The organism is Laceyella sacchari, from assembly GCF_004343255.1.
GTDB lineage: Bacteria > Bacillota > Bacilli > Thermoactinomycetales > Thermoactinomycetaceae > Laceyella > Laceyella sacchari.
Genome location: NZ_SMDD01000003.1, coordinates 160,982 through 176,479 on the forward strand (window position 1 = coordinate 160,982; position 15,498 = coordinate 176,479).

At 52.0% G+C, this 15,498-nt stretch carries 18 protein-coding genes; 1 reads left to right on the forward strand and 17 read right to left on the reverse strand.

Annotated elements, in window-relative coordinates:
• Positions 1-32: 32 nt before the first annotated feature.
• The 4 genes from sdaAB to EDC32_RS11105 are packed head-to-tail and all read right to left on the reverse strand — an operon-like array spanning position 33 to position 3,662.
• Positions 33-689, reverse strand: coding sequence for an L-serine ammonia-lyase, iron-sulfur-dependent subunit beta (gene sdaAB, locus EDC32_RS11090; RefSeq protein WP_054096012.1), 657 nt, complete (start codon positions 687-689; stop codon positions 33-35).
• A 26-nt stretch (positions 690-715) separates the two neighbouring features.
• Positions 716-1,585, reverse strand: a complete 870-nt coding sequence (locus EDC32_RS11095; RefSeq protein WP_132222257.1) for a DegV family protein — start codon at positions 1,583-1,585, stop codon at positions 716-718.
• A 19-nt stretch (positions 1,586-1,604) separates the two neighbouring features.
• Positions 1,605-3,284, reverse strand: a complete 1,680-nt coding sequence (locus EDC32_RS11100) for a DAK2 domain-containing protein (RefSeq protein ID WP_170176055.1) — start codon at positions 3,282-3,284, stop codon at positions 1,605-1,607.
• Between the two features lie 12 nt (positions 3,285-3,296).
• On the reverse strand, positions 3,297-3,662 hold the full coding sequence (locus EDC32_RS11105) for an Asp23/Gls24 family envelope stress response protein (RefSeq protein ID WP_022736391.1): 366 nt from the start codon (positions 3,660-3,662) through the stop codon (positions 3,297-3,299).
• Positions 3,663-4,107: 445 nt separating this feature from the next.
• On the opposite strand from EDC32_RS11105, the gene rpmB reads away from it, so the two are divergent.
• Entirely contained in the window at positions 4,108-4,296 is a 189-nt protein-coding gene (gene rpmB, locus EDC32_RS11110; RefSeq protein ID WP_022736392.1) for a 50S ribosomal protein L28, read from the forward strand.
• A gap of 64 nt (positions 4,297-4,360) precedes the next feature.
• On the opposite strand, the gene spoVM is transcribed toward rpmB, so the two are convergent.
• From spoVM to EDC32_RS11170, 13 genes are all read right to left on the reverse strand, one after another.
• Positions 4,361-4,450, reverse strand: coding sequence for a stage V sporulation protein SpoVM (spoVM, locus tag EDC32_RS11115; RefSeq protein WP_083465010.1), 90 nt, complete (start codon positions 4,448-4,450; stop codon positions 4,361-4,363).
• An 89-nt stretch (positions 4,451-4,539) separates the two neighbouring features.
• Positions 4,540-5,205, reverse strand: a complete 666-nt coding sequence (locus EDC32_RS11120) for a thiamine diphosphokinase (protein WP_132222259.1) — start codon at positions 5,203-5,205, stop codon at positions 4,540-4,542.
• Positions 5,206-5,208: 3 nt separating this feature from the next.
• On the reverse strand, positions 5,209-5,769 hold the full coding sequence (thiT, locus tag EDC32_RS11125; RefSeq protein WP_132222261.1) for an energy-coupled thiamine transporter ThiT: 561 nt from the start codon (positions 5,767-5,769) through the stop codon (positions 5,209-5,211).
• Positions 5,770-5,834: 65 nt separating this feature from the next.
• A complete protein-coding gene (rpe, locus tag EDC32_RS11130; RefSeq protein ID WP_132222263.1) occupies positions 5,835-6,509 on the reverse strand; it encodes a ribulose-phosphate 3-epimerase in 675 nt (224 codons plus the stop codon).
• A 2-nt stretch (positions 6,510-6,511) separates the two neighbouring features.
• The gene (gene rsgA / locus EDC32_RS11135; protein WP_132222265.1) at positions 6,512-7,402 is read right to left on the reverse strand and encodes a ribosome small subunit-dependent GTPase A; all 891 of its coding nucleotides are present in this window, start codon (positions 7,400-7,402) and stop codon (positions 6,512-6,514) included.
• Between the two features lie 22 nt (positions 7,403-7,424).
• Positions 7,425-9,113, reverse strand: a complete 1,689-nt coding sequence (gene pknB, locus EDC32_RS11140; RefSeq protein ID WP_246026953.1) for a Stk1 family PASTA domain-containing Ser/Thr kinase — start codon at positions 9,111-9,113, stop codon at positions 7,425-7,427.
• A 33-nt stretch (positions 9,114-9,146) separates the two neighbouring features.
• Positions 9,147-9,893, reverse strand: coding sequence for a Stp1/IreP family PP2C-type Ser/Thr phosphatase (locus EDC32_RS11145; protein WP_083465022.1), 747 nt, complete (start codon positions 9,891-9,893; stop codon positions 9,147-9,149).
• Positions 9,877-10,044: a hypothetical protein gene (locus tag EDC32_RS16390; protein WP_158283344.1), complete on the reverse strand. Its 168-nt coding sequence runs from the start codon at positions 10,042-10,044 to the stop codon at positions 9,877-9,879. Before EDC32_RS16390 ends, EDC32_RS11145 begins: the two co-directional genes overlap by 17 nt.
• Positions 10,037-11,080, reverse strand: a complete 1,044-nt coding sequence (gene rlmN, locus EDC32_RS11150) for a dual-specificity RNA methyltransferase RlmN (RefSeq protein WP_106341662.1) — start codon at positions 11,078-11,080, stop codon at positions 10,037-10,039. The genes EDC32_RS16390 and rlmN overlap by 8 nt, the downstream gene beginning before the upstream one ends.
• Before the next feature lie 138 nt (positions 11,081-11,218).
• Positions 11,219-12,340, reverse strand: coding sequence for a Ger(x)C family spore germination protein (locus EDC32_RS11155; protein ID WP_132222269.1), 1,122 nt, complete (start codon positions 12,338-12,340; stop codon positions 11,219-11,221).
• Positions 12,321-13,484 carry a GerAB/ArcD/ProY family transporter gene (locus tag EDC32_RS11160; protein ID WP_158283345.1) on the reverse strand — a complete coding sequence of 388 codons (1,164 nt, stop codon included), beginning with the start codon at positions 13,482-13,484 and terminating at the stop codon, positions 12,321-12,323. The genes EDC32_RS11155 and EDC32_RS11160 overlap by 20 nt, the downstream gene beginning before the upstream one ends.
• On the reverse strand, positions 13,481-15,055 hold the full coding sequence (locus EDC32_RS11165; protein ID WP_132222273.1) for a spore germination protein: 1,575 nt from the start codon (positions 15,053-15,055) through the stop codon (positions 13,481-13,483). Before EDC32_RS11165 ends, EDC32_RS11160 begins: the two co-directional genes overlap by 4 nt.
• Before the next feature lie 111 nt (positions 15,056-15,166).
• A complete protein-coding gene (locus EDC32_RS11170; protein ID WP_022736403.1) occupies positions 15,167-15,415 on the reverse strand; it encodes a hypothetical protein in 249 nt (82 codons plus the stop codon).
• Positions 15,416-15,498: the final 83 nt, after the last annotated feature.

Below are 15,498 nucleotides of genomic sequence, written 5' to 3' on the forward strand. Positions count from 1 at the left end.
GGTCGACAAGGAACGGCGGTTACTCTGGCGGATTATAAAATCGTCACGGCATGGATGCCGGGTAAGCTCCTGATTGCCGCTTGCACTTCTTCCTCCACTTTCTGATCTGTCTCGATAGACATCAGTGCTTGGGAGCCTTTTTCTTTCCGCGACACTTGCATAAATCCGATGTTGATTTGATGTTTGGCCAATACAGTGGCCACACTGGCTACCGCTCCGTACTGGTCTTGGTGCAAAACGAGTAGCACAGGATCATTGCCTGACAACTTCAAGTCAAAACCGTTCAATTCGATGATCTCCATCTTGCCGCCGCCGATCGAGACACCCACCACTTCCACTTCGCCCTCTTCATCCTCCAAACGGATCCGCGCCGTATTGGGATGATCCGTCAGCTCTTCAGATTCCCGAAAAATGATCTCCATTCCTTCTTCCCGGGCAATGTCGAGCGATTGCACCATTCGTTTGTCAAAAGTATCAAAATCTAACAGTCCACCTGCCAGTGCAACATCGGTTCCATGCCCGCGGTAGGTTTTCGCAAACGATCCGTACAGCGTGATGATGGCGCGCTTGGGCTGGCGTCCGAAGATCGTCCTGGCCGCACGTCCGATTCTTGCCGCCCCGGCTGTGTGAGAACTTGAAGGACCAATCATAATGGGACCTATAATATCAAAAACAGTTCGGTACTTCATTTTTCCACCTCAATCACGACAGCAAGTTAACTTTCCTCCACGGGAACCAGCAAACAACCGATGGTGCCTGGTCCCGCGTGGGTTCCAACAGCCGGTCCAAGATCGACAACGACCACTTCTTTGACATCGAACAACTCTTTGACTTTTTCCAGCCAGATATCAGCTTGTTCTTTTTCATCGGCATGCAGGATCGCCGCAGAAACCGGTCCGGATGGCCCCTTCTCTTTCAATATCTCAAACGCTTTGGCTTGCGCCTTGTTCTTCCCACGCGCCTTGTCGATCGCGTAAATCTCGCCTTCGTCATTGATTGAGATAATCGGCTTGATGTTTAAGAGCGAACCGACTAACGCTGACGCCTTCCCGATCCGGCCACCTTTTTGCAGATATTCCAAGGTATCGACCAATGCCACAAGTAATTGCTCCTCGCGCAAGCGCTGAACCAATTCTTGCAATTCGGCCAAAGAACGCCCCTGTTTCGCCGCCCGGGCCGCCATCACCACGAGCACGCCCAGCGCGTATGTCACTGCCCGGCTGTCAATCACCTCGATGCGGATATCGGGGTATTCCTCTTCAATCATCGATTTAGCCAACAACGCCGTTTGGAAAGTGCCGCTCATCTTGGACGAAATATGGATCGACAAAATCTCCTTCGCCCCGGCTTCAATCGCTTCCCGATACGCCTCGGTGATCTCAACCGGAGACGGTTGCGAAGTCATCGGCAGATCCGGCGTGCTTTTCATCTTTTGATAAAACTGAGCGGGCGTGATCGTCACCCGATCCAAATACGATTCTCCCGCCACTTGAACTTTGACCGGAATGACCGTGACATCCAGCTCCTCGATCAGATGTTGCGGAATGTCGGCAGTGCTGTCACAAAAGACTTTCACATTTCCCATGCTGAGACCTCCCACAAGCTTATTCTACGGCGAAGAGATAGTAGTAAACCGGTTGCCCGCCTTCATGGACTTCTACTTCCACATCAGGATGTCTCTCCGCGATCGCTTTTTGAAGGGCTTCGGCTTGGTCCGCGGTCACATCTTGACCGTAGATGATCGTCACCACATCCGCCCCTTCACCGATCATCCGCGTCACCAATTCCACCGCCGTTTCGGTCACTTCCTGGCCGACCAGCTCGATCTTGCCTTCGCGGATTCCAAGGTAGTCACCTTTTTTGATCTCATGCCCGTTCAGCTTGGAATCGCGGATGGCGTAAGTAAGCTCACCCGATTGCACCGCTTGGTACGCTTCCCGCATACGCTCTTCATTGGCAGCCGGCTCTGCATCGGCATCAAAGGCCAATAAAGCGGACAAGCCTTGCGGAATGGTGCGCGTCGGCAGCACGGTCACTGGTGTGTCAACCACTTCGCCTGCTTGCTCTGCCGTCAAAATGATGTTCTTGTTGTTGGGCAGGATGATGACATGCTCCGCATTGATACGGCGGATTGCTTTGACAATCTCCTCTGTCGAAGGGTTCATCGTCTGACCGCCTTCAATCACCACATCTACTTGCAGCGAACGGAAGATGTCAGCAATCCCCGGGCCTGCCGCCACGGCCACAATGCCGTACTTTTTGTCCGGCGCAGCTTTTGGCGCAGGTTTGGCTGCTGGTGCTTCGCCGGCCGCTGCTGCGTGTTGTTCACGCATGTTGTCGATTTTGATCCGTGTCAAATCCCCATATGCCATGGCGCAGTTGAGGGCATCCCCCGGAAACTCCGCATGGATATGTACTTTTACCAATTCTTCGTCAGATACAACCAGTAGCGAGTCGCCAAACTGGCCGATTTCGTTGCGAAACACCTCTTCGTCGAACGGTTTGGTTTCGCGGCGGTCGGTTTTCAGATTAATGATAAATTCCGTGCAGTAGCCGTGTTCGATTTCCGATGGATCGATCTTGGCCTGGAAATTCTCATGCGCCATCGAAGCCAGTGTATCCAGATCGGGCAACGCGGAAACTTCGGTAGCTTCAGCCGTTACTTGTCCGGAAAGGGCAGCAAACATCCCTTCATAAATAAAGACCAGCCCCTGACCGCCGGCGTCGACAACCCCTGTCGTCTTCAGCACGGGCAACATGTCCGGCGTCCGCGCCAGTGTCCGCTTGGCTTCATTTAACACCGTTTCCAAGATCACCAACGGATCTTCAGTGCCCCAAGACCGCTTCATCCCCGCATCGGCAGCCTCGCGCGCCACCGTCAAAATGGTCCCTTCAACGGGTTTGATCACGGCTTTGTAAGCCGTCTCCACCCCACGTTGAAACGCGTCGGCCAGTTGGCGGGCGTTAATCCGCTCCTTATCGGCAACTGCTTTGGAGAAGCCGCGGAACAACTGGGACAAAATCACGCCCGAGTTGCCGCGCGCACCCATCAAGAGCCCCCGAGAAAGCGCTTCCGCCAGCTTACCCACGGTCTCAGCCGTGGCAGATTTCTCCATTTCCTGCACACCGGAAGTGATGGTCAGGTTCATGTTGGTTCCCGTATCCCCATCCGGCACAGGGAAAACGTTCAGGGCATTCACCGTTTCCACATTATTATTCAAGCTACGCGCACCGGCGCGCATCATCTGTAAAAACATTGTTGCGTCAATAAATTGCTGTCCCAACAGTGTTCCTCCTTAATCCTCATTCACCAGCCGCACACCCTGTACAAAGATGTTGACTTGATTCACCTTGAGTCCAATCATTTGGTCAAGGGTATATCTCACTTTTGATTGAACGTTGTGAGCCACTTCCGAAATCTTGGTGCCGTAGCCGACAATAATATGCATGTCGATCACGATTTCACCGTGTTCCGAACGCACTTCAATCCCTTTGCTCAAGTTTTCCCGTCTCAGCAGTTCAGTGATTCCGTCCTTCAGTTGACTGCGCGAAGCCATGCCAACAAGACCGTAGCAATCCATCGCAGCAATGCCCGCTACCGTCGCAATCACTTCATTGGCCACTTCGATTTGTCCATATTGCGTGGAAACTTCTAAGCTCATACATATTCCTCCCGAAGTGAGGTTTCTTTGCTAACTAGAACAATTGTACAATACTGTCAAGATGATTTAAAGGATAACAACACATTCATGATACTGAACTCTTCTGCACCTTGCAAGTAAAGAAGAGGTATGCTACAATGTGCTGGTGTTTAGTCCTTATCGAACGGATGAAGGAAGTCGGCTGGACAAAGCGGTAAACTATACTGCCAGTCCGGCACCTTTCCGATGACAATGAAATCCGTGGCACCGCTGGGCCGGCGGAGTGCGCTTGGGTCGCCCTTCCATCGAAGCGGTCACTCAAGAATCCCCAGTCTTCCATTATGGGGAAAGGCCATCAGCATGACGCAGGAAGATGGACGATCCTGCCATTTTCGTTGGGGCTTCCCACTGGATCCTATCCATCCCCGGAAGCCTTTCGCACGAAAGACAGAGGAGGTGCAGAAGAATGGCTCGCGTATGTTATATTACTGGCAAAAAAGGACGTACCGGAAATAAAGTTAGCCACTCCAACCGCAAAACCAAAAAGAAATGGGGAGCAAACGTACAAAAAGTGCGTATCCTCGTTGATGGCAAACCAAAACGCGTATATGTGAGCACCCGTGCTCTCAAATCCGGCTTGGTCACCCGCGTGTAAAGCCAAAAGAAAAAGCACCTCACCGGGTGCTTTTTTTGTTTTTGCAACAACTGGGGGTTGATGCTCAGTCTTTCTTCAACATGCCTAATATCGCTTTGACGACGCCGCCTAGAAACTTGGGCAGCTTGATGGTATAGAAACGCAACGTTCTCACCCCTTAACCGTCCCGGTCGAATCGACCGCGATACATGTCATCAACTTATTTATATTCTATAGGGTGAAAATGGTACCTAGAACAGGGAATTAAGGGACGAGCCCTTCCCTGCTCTCCACCACCAAAAGCTTCCCTGCTTGGATCGCCACCATCGCTTCGGCGTCGCTCCATTCATTGCTGATCCCCCTGCTCTCGATGCGATGCAGGGTTTCGCTGTGCAACGGATATTTCAACCCGACCGTCCGCACGCCCTGCACCTCTTTCGTCAGCGGAATCAATGACACGTACTGAAAACCTTGCCGTGGGAGGGAGAGTCGGCCCGGTCCGACCAACAAGCGGATGCGGTTGGTGCGGTGGAGCAACACGCCGCCGACACCCTGCTCCGCCAACCACTCCAACAAAGTGATGTTGGCCAACATGTGATCATATCGCTGGCCGCCGAGCGCCCCCAAGATCCGCACTTCATCCGGTTCTCGCTCCACGGCTTTGATCAGCGCGAAATGCAAATCGGTCACCGCTTTTTCCGCCGGCAATGCTTCTGTCGGCACCTTTAGCCGGGCCAATTCGCCCACGAATCCGCGACCCGTCGTATCAAAATCACCCACCGCCAAGTGTGGTTTCATTCCCATCCGCAATAAAGCTTGTGCTCCCGCATCTGCCGTGATCACAAATCCCGGTTCCACTTGGATGGCCATCAATTCTTCCTCGGTCACCTCGCCCCCCGCGACCACATAAACCATCGGTTGCCGAGACAAACCTCATCCCCTCCGTTCACGACGCCACAATAGCTGAGGGGCAGTCCAATACACGCCACCACAAACAGCAAGCGTGATCAGCACTTCCGGTACCATAAACGTGGCGTTGTAACCAAGCGAATACAACAGCACCGGCTGGTTACCCGCATACTCGCTGAAAAAAACGACCCCTGACGCGACATGGGCCAAATAACGAATGCCTCCAGCCACCAACACGCCTAAACCGATCAGCCATAATTGCCGTTGGCGGGAACGCCCCTCGCTAAGCCGCACCCACCCGGCCAGGCCAACGGCGGCAAACGCAATCGGATAATCGAGCGCGGCCTGCACTGGGTGGACAACCGTTCCACCTAAAGCGATCAACAATGCCCCCGTCAACAGGCCGCACATCAGTCCGGGTTTCACTCCACGACGAAACGCCACCGCCACAATGGGCACCATTGAGAGGGTAATCGATCCCCCGTTGGGCCACAATTGAAACGGCGTCAAGTGGTTGAAGACAATCGCAATGGCAGCCATGATGGCCACTTCCACCATACTGACTAAACGTTGTCCTTGTCTCATGCTGTTACCGTCTCCTTCTTTATGCCATAGGACGGGTTATCCTACTCAAACCAAACAAAAAAGCGTCAGCCACGACTGTACGCCCGCTCGCCCGCCTCCCGGATAGCAACCATCGCTACTTGGCGATCCGCTTGTCCAAATACCGCTGACCCGGCGACCAAGACATTGGCACCCGCTTGAGCGACGAGTGCCGCCGTTTGTGCATTGATTCCGCCATCCACTTCCACATCGACATGAGACAAGCTGCGCTCAACCAGCAATCTGCGGACTTGTCCGATCTTGTCCAACACGCTGGAGATGAACTTCTGACCACCAAACCCCGGATTGACGGTCATGAGTAAGACCAAATCCACATCTGGTAGAATCGGCTCGATGAGCGAAACGGGCGTCGCTGGATTGATAACCACACCTGCCTTGGCACCCAGCTCCTTGATGCGGTATACGGTGCGATGTAAATGGGGACAAGCTTCCTGGTGCACTGACACCACATCCGCACCGCTTTTGACAAAAGCTTCGATATAGTGATCCGGATCGTTAATCATCAGATGAACATCCAGTGGCAGGCGAGTATGGGGCCGGATTGCCTCCACCACCACCGGACCCAAGGTGATGTTGGGCACAAACCGGCCATCCATCACATCGACATGAATCCAATCGGCGCCAGCCTGTTCCGCTTCCCTGACCTCATCTCCCAGCCGCGCGAAATCGGCCGACAATATCGATGGGGCTATTTTAATCATGCTCAATACCTCCTTAAAAGCGCTTCTTTGATCTCATTCATAAACGTTTCGTAATGCTGGTAACGATCCGGATGGATCTCCCCGTTTAAAAGCGCCTCTTTCACTTCGCACCCCGGTTCGTTCAGATGGAGACAGCCCCGAAATCGACACGCTTCCGCCCGTTCGCGCATTTCCGGGAAGCAGGCGCCCAGATCGGTGGGTTCCATCCCCTGAAACGCCAATTGGCTGAATCCGGGGGTGTCGGCCACCTGTCCGCCGCTGTCAAGCGGCAACAGCTCCACTTGTCGCGTCGTATGGCGGCCCCGCCCCAGCTTCTTGCTCACCGAACCTGTCTCCAATCGCCGACCCGGCAACAGCTGATTGAGCAGAGAGGATTTGCCCACACCCGACTGCCCTGCAAACACAGACACTTTCCCCGCCAACCGTTCCCGAACCTCATCCAGCCCTTCGCCGGTATGAATGCTGGTGGCAACCACCGGATATCCAGCTGCATGATAAATCTCTCTCACTCGTTCAATCTCGCTCTCATCTTCAATCAAATCCCGCTTGGTCATCACAATCACAATGTCCAATCCTTCCCGCTCCGCATGCACCAGAAACCGGTCTACCGGCATCTGTTGAAAATGCGGTTCACGAAGGGAACAAACGACGATCGCCTGATCCACATTGGCGATGGGTGGGCGTGTCAATTCAGAATAACGGGGTTGGACGGAGGTCACAACGCCTTCGTCCAACCCCGTCACGTCATACTCAACGAAATCGCCCACCAGCGGAGTCAGTTTTTTCTTTTCAAATTTGAACACGCCGCGCGCCCGGCATTGAAACACTTCCCCCGTCTCCGAGCGCACATAGTAAAATCCACTGATCGCTTTGACGATTTGCCCTGCCGGCATATAGGACCTCCTTTTTACCGTATTATCCTTTCACCTGACTCCAAGGAGTTTCTCTGCATTCTGGCATCTGAGTAATGTACGAATAAACTTTTACTGTGTCCCCTTTTTTCACATATGTGCCGGCCTTTGGCTCTTGTTTATATATCTTGGCATAACCGGCCCTTGCTCCCTCGGGATCAGGACACCGATAAAGCACGATTTTATAGTCCGAACTATAGGCTATATTTTTCATACCAGTTTCATATTTACCGAAAAAATTATCCAAAGGCTGGCCCTCGACACCTATTTTCACCTTGAACTGGGTGTTTTTATCAAACTTCTCCCCAGGAGAGGGGGAAATTTCTAACACCTTATCCGCTTCGCCTTTTTCATACCGGAACTCCGGTTCTGGCAACCCTTTCTCCTTGACGAAATTTTCCACGTCTTGTTTTGTATTCAAGTTGTCAGGTACAATCCATTCCGATTGTTGTTGTACATTTGGCTCGTCACTGCCACCGCTAAACAAGCCCCAGATTTGATTGAAACCCCAGACGCTGATGACGAGAATCACAAAGACGGTAAAGAGTCCGAATAAGAGCTTTTGCCACCACGGCAGTTTGGCCTGCACATTTTCCAACCAGACGACGGTGCGTTGGAAAATCGTTTGGTCACCGCCGTTGGGCACGTTTTTCAACCGCTCCAAGTTGGCCAGCGTCTTGTCGCCCAGGCCAGGCTGCTTCTGCGTGCTGGAGCGGATCTCCGGCCGCTGGATCGGTGAGCGATATGACGGCTCCCGCTCCTCTCTCATCGTGGCCACAGGCGAGTCGTTGTCGTCATCGGTCAACGGAATCGTCTGGTACATCTGCTTCTGTGTAGGCTTGGGCGAAGCGCTCCAATTGGACTCCATCCGTGGCCCCATTTGCACCGCTTGTTGCAGGGTGTGCATCATATCGCGGGCAGAAGCGAAGCGGTTGTTCGGATCTTTGTCCAGCGCTTTCATGATGATGCCCGCCATGTTATCAGGAATCTGCTCGTTGAACCGACGCGGATCATCCGGCTGTTCCTGCAAATGCTTCAAAGCGATGGAAATCGCAGAGTCCCCGTCAAACGGCAGGCGCCCCGTCAACATCTCATACAGCACGATCCCTAATGAATAAAGGTCTGACTTTTCGCCGATCACGCCGCCACGCGCTTGCTCCGGCGAAAAATAATGAACTGATCCCATCACCGAACCCGTCTGAGTGATCGTAGACGAACTCGCTGCACGAGCGATCCCAAAGTCGGTCACTTTGGCTCGACCATTGGAACCCAGCAAGATATTATGCGGTTTGATATCGCGGTGCACAATCTGGTTTTCGTGCGCGTGCGCCAAACCGTCACAGATCTGCATCGCGATGTTGGCAGCCTCTTGCACCGGCAGCGGCCCACGCTCCAAAATGTATTGCTTCAATGTCGGCCCTTCAACCAATTCCATGACGATGTAGTGCGTATATCCATCTTTCCCCACATCATAAACATTGACTACATTGGGGTGAGACAAACTCGCAGCAGCTTGCGCTTCCCGACTAAAGCGACGTATGAATTCTGAGTCGTTGCTAAGGGATTCGCTCAGCACTTTAATGGCCACATAACGATGGAGGAGCAAGTCTTTCGCTTTATATACAACCGCCATCCCTCCGCCGCCAACACGGCTCACTATCTCGTACCGTCCCCCCAGCTTCTTCCCTTCCATCTGCATGGTCACCTCGTTCCTCCTTGAACCCGATTAAGATGTAGCCGACCTTCCTGTATGTTGTAGAAGAATTAAGGAAATGTTATCATTTCCACCAGCTTCCAATGCCAGTTGGATCAACTTATCTGCTTTCTCATCTATACTCATGCTTGTGGATGACAACACGATGCCGATTTCCCGCTCGCTAACCATGGAGGTGAGCCCATCAGAACACAAAAGCAGGAAATCTCCCTCCGACCACGGCGTGTTGACCAAATCCACTTCCACATCTTCACTGGTACCCACTGCGCGGACGATCATATTGCGCTGCGGATGATTGCGTGCTTCTTCCGCCGTGATCTGCCCGTGCTTGATCAAGAGGTTCACATAGGAATGATCTTCGGTCAACTGGTACAACCCATCATTGTGCAACACATACGCGCGGCTGTCGCCGACATGGGCCAAAACCACTTCATGCTCATCCACAATCGCCGCGATCGTGGTCGTACCCATCCCTTGCATATGACTATTCTCGGTGGCGAGTGTATAGACTCGTTCGTTCGCTTTGCCCACCGCATGTAACAAGACTTCGCTTTTCTCATCGGTGGAGACGTTCAAATTCTCTATCTTTAACACGTTTTGAATGGTGTCCACCGCTTCGCTGCTAGCGACATCACCGGCTTGATGACCGCCCATGCCATCCGCGACAATGGCGATCACCGTTCCGGAATCGGTGACAAAAAGACCTGTGCTGTCTTCGTTGAGATCGCGCACGCGGCCAATGTCAGTACGCCGTGCCATCAACATCTCCGGTTACCCCTTTCCCTTTATTTCGTTGTCCGCTTGCCATATCAATGCAAAGAGAACGCGTCACTGCATGGTTACCGGAACCGCCGGTAAACGCGGCATGCAACGCAAATGCCGGTTTCAGGAGAATATCTATCTCACGCATTTACATTACTATGCTTTGCTCTCAATTGTCCACACGCCGCATCGATATCATGGCCATGCTCTCTGCGGATGGTGGTGTTAACGCGATAGGAGTCGAGGATGCGTTTAAACTCAAACACTTGTTTTCTCGGCGTGCGGGTGTAATCCCGCTCCGGCACATAGTTGACGGGTATCAGATTGACCAGGCAATTCATCCCCTTCAAGAGTTTGCCCAGCTCGTGCGCATGCTCAGGCTGGTCATTCTTGCCCCCGATCAAAGCGTATTCAAAAGTGAGTCTACGCCCCGTTTTCTCTAAATAGTACCAACAGGCGTCCAATAATTCAGCCAGCGGATACCGCCGGTTGATCGGCATCAATTTGGAACGTAGCTCGGTATTGGGTGAATGGAGCGAGATCGCCAAGCCCACTTGCCAATCCTCATCCGCAAAGCGATAGATGTTGGGCACGACGCCACTGGTAGAAACGGTGATGTGCCGCTGTCCAATATGTAAACCGGCGGGATCATTGATGATGCGGATGAAATCCATGGTTGGTTCGTAATTTTCAAAAGGCTCGCCTGAACCCATCACCACGACGGATTTCACACGCTCATCCGTTTTATCCAAATACTTCTGGGCCTGCACCACCTGGGCCACGATTTCGCCTGCGCTCAGGTTCCGTTTTAACCCGCCCAGCGTGGAGGCGCAAAACGTGCAACCGACACGGCAACCAACTTGCGTGGTCACGCAGACGCTGATGCCGTATTGGTGGCGCATGATCACCGTTTCAATGGCATGTTTGTCATGCAAACCAAACAAAAACTTCACTGTCCCATCGGAAGAGACTTGGGTGGTCAATACGTCCAACGGTTGCAAGCGGAACGTCTCATTCAACCGCTCCCGCAAATCCTTGGGCAAATTGGTCATTTCATCAAACGCATCCACCCGTTTGACATAAAGCCAGTCCATCACTTGTTTCGCGCGGAAAGCTGGCTGCTGATTTTCTTTCATCCACTCTTTCCATCCAGGGAAAGTCAAATCATATGCAAAAGGTTTCATCATTCATTCTCACCAGTTTCTTTAAACTACCAGACGCTTTGAACAGACTGTCCCATTCAAAACTTTCCTTATTATATCATAGTCCATCGGAATGAAAAGGGACAGGACGTGAAGATTTTTTCACTCCTCTCCCCATCATCATTGGGCTTTCAAACCAATTCGTTTCACATTGACATCATACTTCATCTGGATCGGCATGTGGGGAAACGCAGTATCCCAATTAACTCTTTTCCATATTTGAGGGTAGTAAGAATGAACGTGGTTTCGGAGCTGGAACACATCCGTCTTCAATTCTCGCTGAGCTCGGGCGGTCACTTTTCGAGCGATCTGTTCATACTGGCTAGCGACGATCTTATTCACCTTCTCAAGCGCGCGTTCATCCTTGATCGTGAAGTTGCAACTGCTCTCCAACACCTCTCCCGCCAACTCGATGGCAATCATCGCTTTCGGTTGATTGGTGATGGTGAATCGGCGCTTCACTTTGTATGGCCTGAAAACGATCTTTCCTCCGGAGCAACCGACAACGACTATCCTACCCGCCTTTTTTTCACGTACATTGAGCACAATGTTCATCTCATTAGGATCCAGCGTACCAACCATTTTGTCGCCATGGAAAACAGCCATTCCATTGTATTTGAAGCCATCCTTCGTCGCGTTGAAATAATAGAACAACGGCACTTGCTTACCTGGATGGCTCAAGTCGACAAAAGCTTTCCCCAGAGTCATGTCGTACACTCTCTCCAAGTCAGCCTGACTTTCAATGAAGTTGCGCACATAATAAGTAGGAATTTGCTCCAATTTGGGCTGAACCGTTAAGGCATCTTTGGCATTGCCGGACACGACGATCGGGTACATGTGCCGTCGGATCTCCGGATCACGACGCAGCAAGTCCAGAATCGGGGCAATGCCTTGCTTGGCCATTTCCTCGCTAAAGATCAGCGTTTGCATATGCCCCAGAAACATGGGATAAATCGATTTGCGACTCAATTCCCCAAACGCCGCTTCCAGTGTCGGGCCGCTTCCCGAATAGACTTCAACGGCCCCTCCTCCGCCTCCTCCGCCTCCTCCCTCACCACCGCCACCAGCGATTTGACGTGGATTGGGAACTTGGATGCTAACCGTCAATTCTCCGTTCTCATTACGGTCGATCGCCATGGAAACGACAATCGTGCGCTTCTCAATCTCTTGCGCATTCCAGCACCCGACCAGCGGGATGAACGCCAGCAAAGCGAGTATTCCTTTAACTAGCCGTCGTTTCACTAGGGCTTTCTCCTTTCTTCTTGCGGATCAATGAGACTGGCAGAAGGATGGCAGGAATGGAAAGTGCCATCACTAGGGCAAATATGCCCAGTCGGGAAGCATAAATCCCCACCACTTTGATGTTTTGGGGAGTCAGTGCAATAAAGTAAACGATGGGCAAAATGCCAAACGAAACCCAACGTCTCCACTTTTCATGCAGATGGAAAGCATCCATCAGCGCCTGCACCAAACTCATCAACAAGTTCGAGATGGAACAGAACACCGCGATTAGCCAGATCGCTAAGATCGCTGACTCCATCCGTTCAAAAAACAGCTCTTTCAAGTAGACAACCTTAATCGATTCCCAAACCGGATACAAAATGTTGTTAATCTCGTCTTTGCCAAACACACTCAGCGAAGTCAAACAGGCAAACCAATAAATAAATGTCACACTCAACAAGGCAGCGGAGTGGGATTTGTACGATTTTTGGGGTTTCGCGTAATAACCGCTGAATATCAACAGGATTTTATAACCGGCAAACGAATAAGTGGCACTGACCACACCTCGCAAAATCAACGGCCAATTGGCTTCGCCCATCGGAAACAGATTTGCCAACTCCCCACGCTGAATCAGCGCAATCACCAACAACAGGATGGGGATCAAGGTAAAGGGAAACATAAACTCGTTAAACTTGGCCATATTGGTGGGATGGCTGCCCCCGGCAATGGCGCTGGCGATCAGAAACACCAAGATCACCGCTTCGATAGGGGTTTGAACCAAGACCCCGGTCACCACCACTTCCCCAAAAACACGTGTACTGATGGACATCCCCAAGATCCAGAAAATCGCCAAGCCTGCCAAAATCGGAAAAGTGAGCACCTTTCCCACCCATTCACGCTTGTCATTTCCCAATATCCGAGGAGCATACGTCATGATGGTCATCCCTGGGTATCTTTGGGATAACCAGGTATTAAGCATGACGATCCCCCACACAGTCAAACCGGATACCACGATGACCCATAACAGATCATTCCCCGTGAATTTCCCCACATCTCGCGGCAAGCTCAAGATCCCTACCCCATACATCGACTGGTACATCAGAACGAACGCTTGGTAAGGGGAAATCGTGTGACCAACATCAGGTTCGGAGCGAAGTTTGCTCATTCGGCCCCCCCCTTTCCTTGGCGGCTCGGATCTTGCGAGCGGTAAACAGCCGGCCGCCGGTTCATCCATCTCCATGGAACCCGCACCAACGAATCGCGCAAATCCCGCAAGTTAAGCGGCGAGAACGGCGCCATGTACGGAATGCCCAACGAACGCAACTGCACCAGATGCAATACCATGATCATCAGTCCCATCATCACTCCGAACAAACCAAACATCGCTGCCAAAATGATAAAGCCGAACCGAAGCAACCGCACAGCAATAGCGGCGTTGTAGCTGGGGTTGGCATACGAACTGATCGTGGTCAGACCAACGACAATCACAATGGCCGGAGAGACAAGACCGGCTGTGACCGCCGCATTACCAATCACCAACGCACCTACAATCCCAATCGTGGGGCCGATCGGGCCAGGCAAGCGGATACTTGCTTCGCGCAGTATTTCCACACTAATCTCCATTAGCAACGCTTCCAAAGTGGCCGTGAAGGGCACCGTCGCCCTACCTGCGGCCATAGCAATCGCCAAATTGGCCGGAAGCATCTCCGGGTGGAAGGAGACAAACGCAATGTACAGCGCAGGCAGCAACAATGCGATAATCATGCTCATCAAGCGGATGAACCGCAAAAAAGTAGAGTGGTACCATTTCTCATAATAATCTTCCGGACTGAAATAAAATTGGGTGAACACAGCCGGCGCAATCAATGCGTGCGGCGTCCCTTCAACCAAAATGGCCACTTTCCCCTCAAGCAGATGGGCAACGACGGTATCGGGGCGCTCCGTGTTTTGCACCAGTGGAAACATCGTCCATATTTGATCCTGAATCATCTCTTCGATGTACCCGCTTTCCAGCACCCCGTCAATCTCGATTTCTTTCAGGCGGTCTGTCACTTTTTTGACGATTTTGGGATCGCTCAAGCCCTCGATATAAAGCAAGCCCACAGTGGTTTTGGTGCGTTTGCCGATGGTGTGGTACTTCACCCTGAAGTTGGGATCACGCAAGCGGTGGCGAATCATCGCCAAACTGAAACACATCGTCTCACTGAGGCCTTCACGCGGTCCGCGTACTACGGCTTCCGCCCTCGGCTCACTCACGCCTCGCGTAGCCCATCCCTTGGTTCCGACAATCAGCGCTTTTTTCAACCCGTCAATGAACAAAACGGTGTCCGCGCTCAAGATGGCGTCCACCGCCGTCTTCAGATCATCTGCTTCCTTGGTCTCCCCCACTTCCACGATGTTTTTCGTAATCATCGTCCATAATTCGTCTGCCGACTGACGAGTCTTTTCACTGTTGATGAGTGGGCGCAACAAAAAGTTGTGAACCACTTCCTTGTTGACCAACTCATCAATGAACAGAACAGCGCACCCCACCTCTCCCTCCATGGTGAACGAGCGGGTGACCAAATCGGAACAATCCCCTAACACCTTATTGATGAAGTCGGCATTTTCTTTGGCGGTCGGTTTGATCGGCTCATCCCCCAACGCCGCATTCAATTGCTTTTCATAATGTTCATCAAGCTTCTTTTGTTTTCGCTGCTCTTTCCTTCGCCAAATGCGAAAAGATGGATTACTCATATACATCACCATTGTTAACTTCTCACCAAAAGCCGCGCGGTATGCATCAAGGCACGCGAAAAAGGGAGAACCAATCAGGTTCCCCCTATGGAAGATGCCACTGGTGCTGCTTCAGCTCTGCTTTAGCCAGGCCCGTTTAAACAGATACAAAGAAGCGAGAAACAACACTCCGCTCAAAATGAGGAAAGAAATGATATACTTCACGATTTCGGCTTCCGGCACATCGACGGCTAACACCCAACCCGCCAGGCTGACCTTTTCTATCCCTACATGCACCGGGCTCGTCCACAGTTTAAAGGCCTCATAGCCGACGAGCGCCCCACCGAGAAACAACAGGATACCAAAAATCCCGTACAGCATATGCCAATCCCCTTCCTCCAACGATCGTTGCTCTTTTATCATAAAACAAATTTCGACAAAAATGTGACAATCTGTGCAGAAAT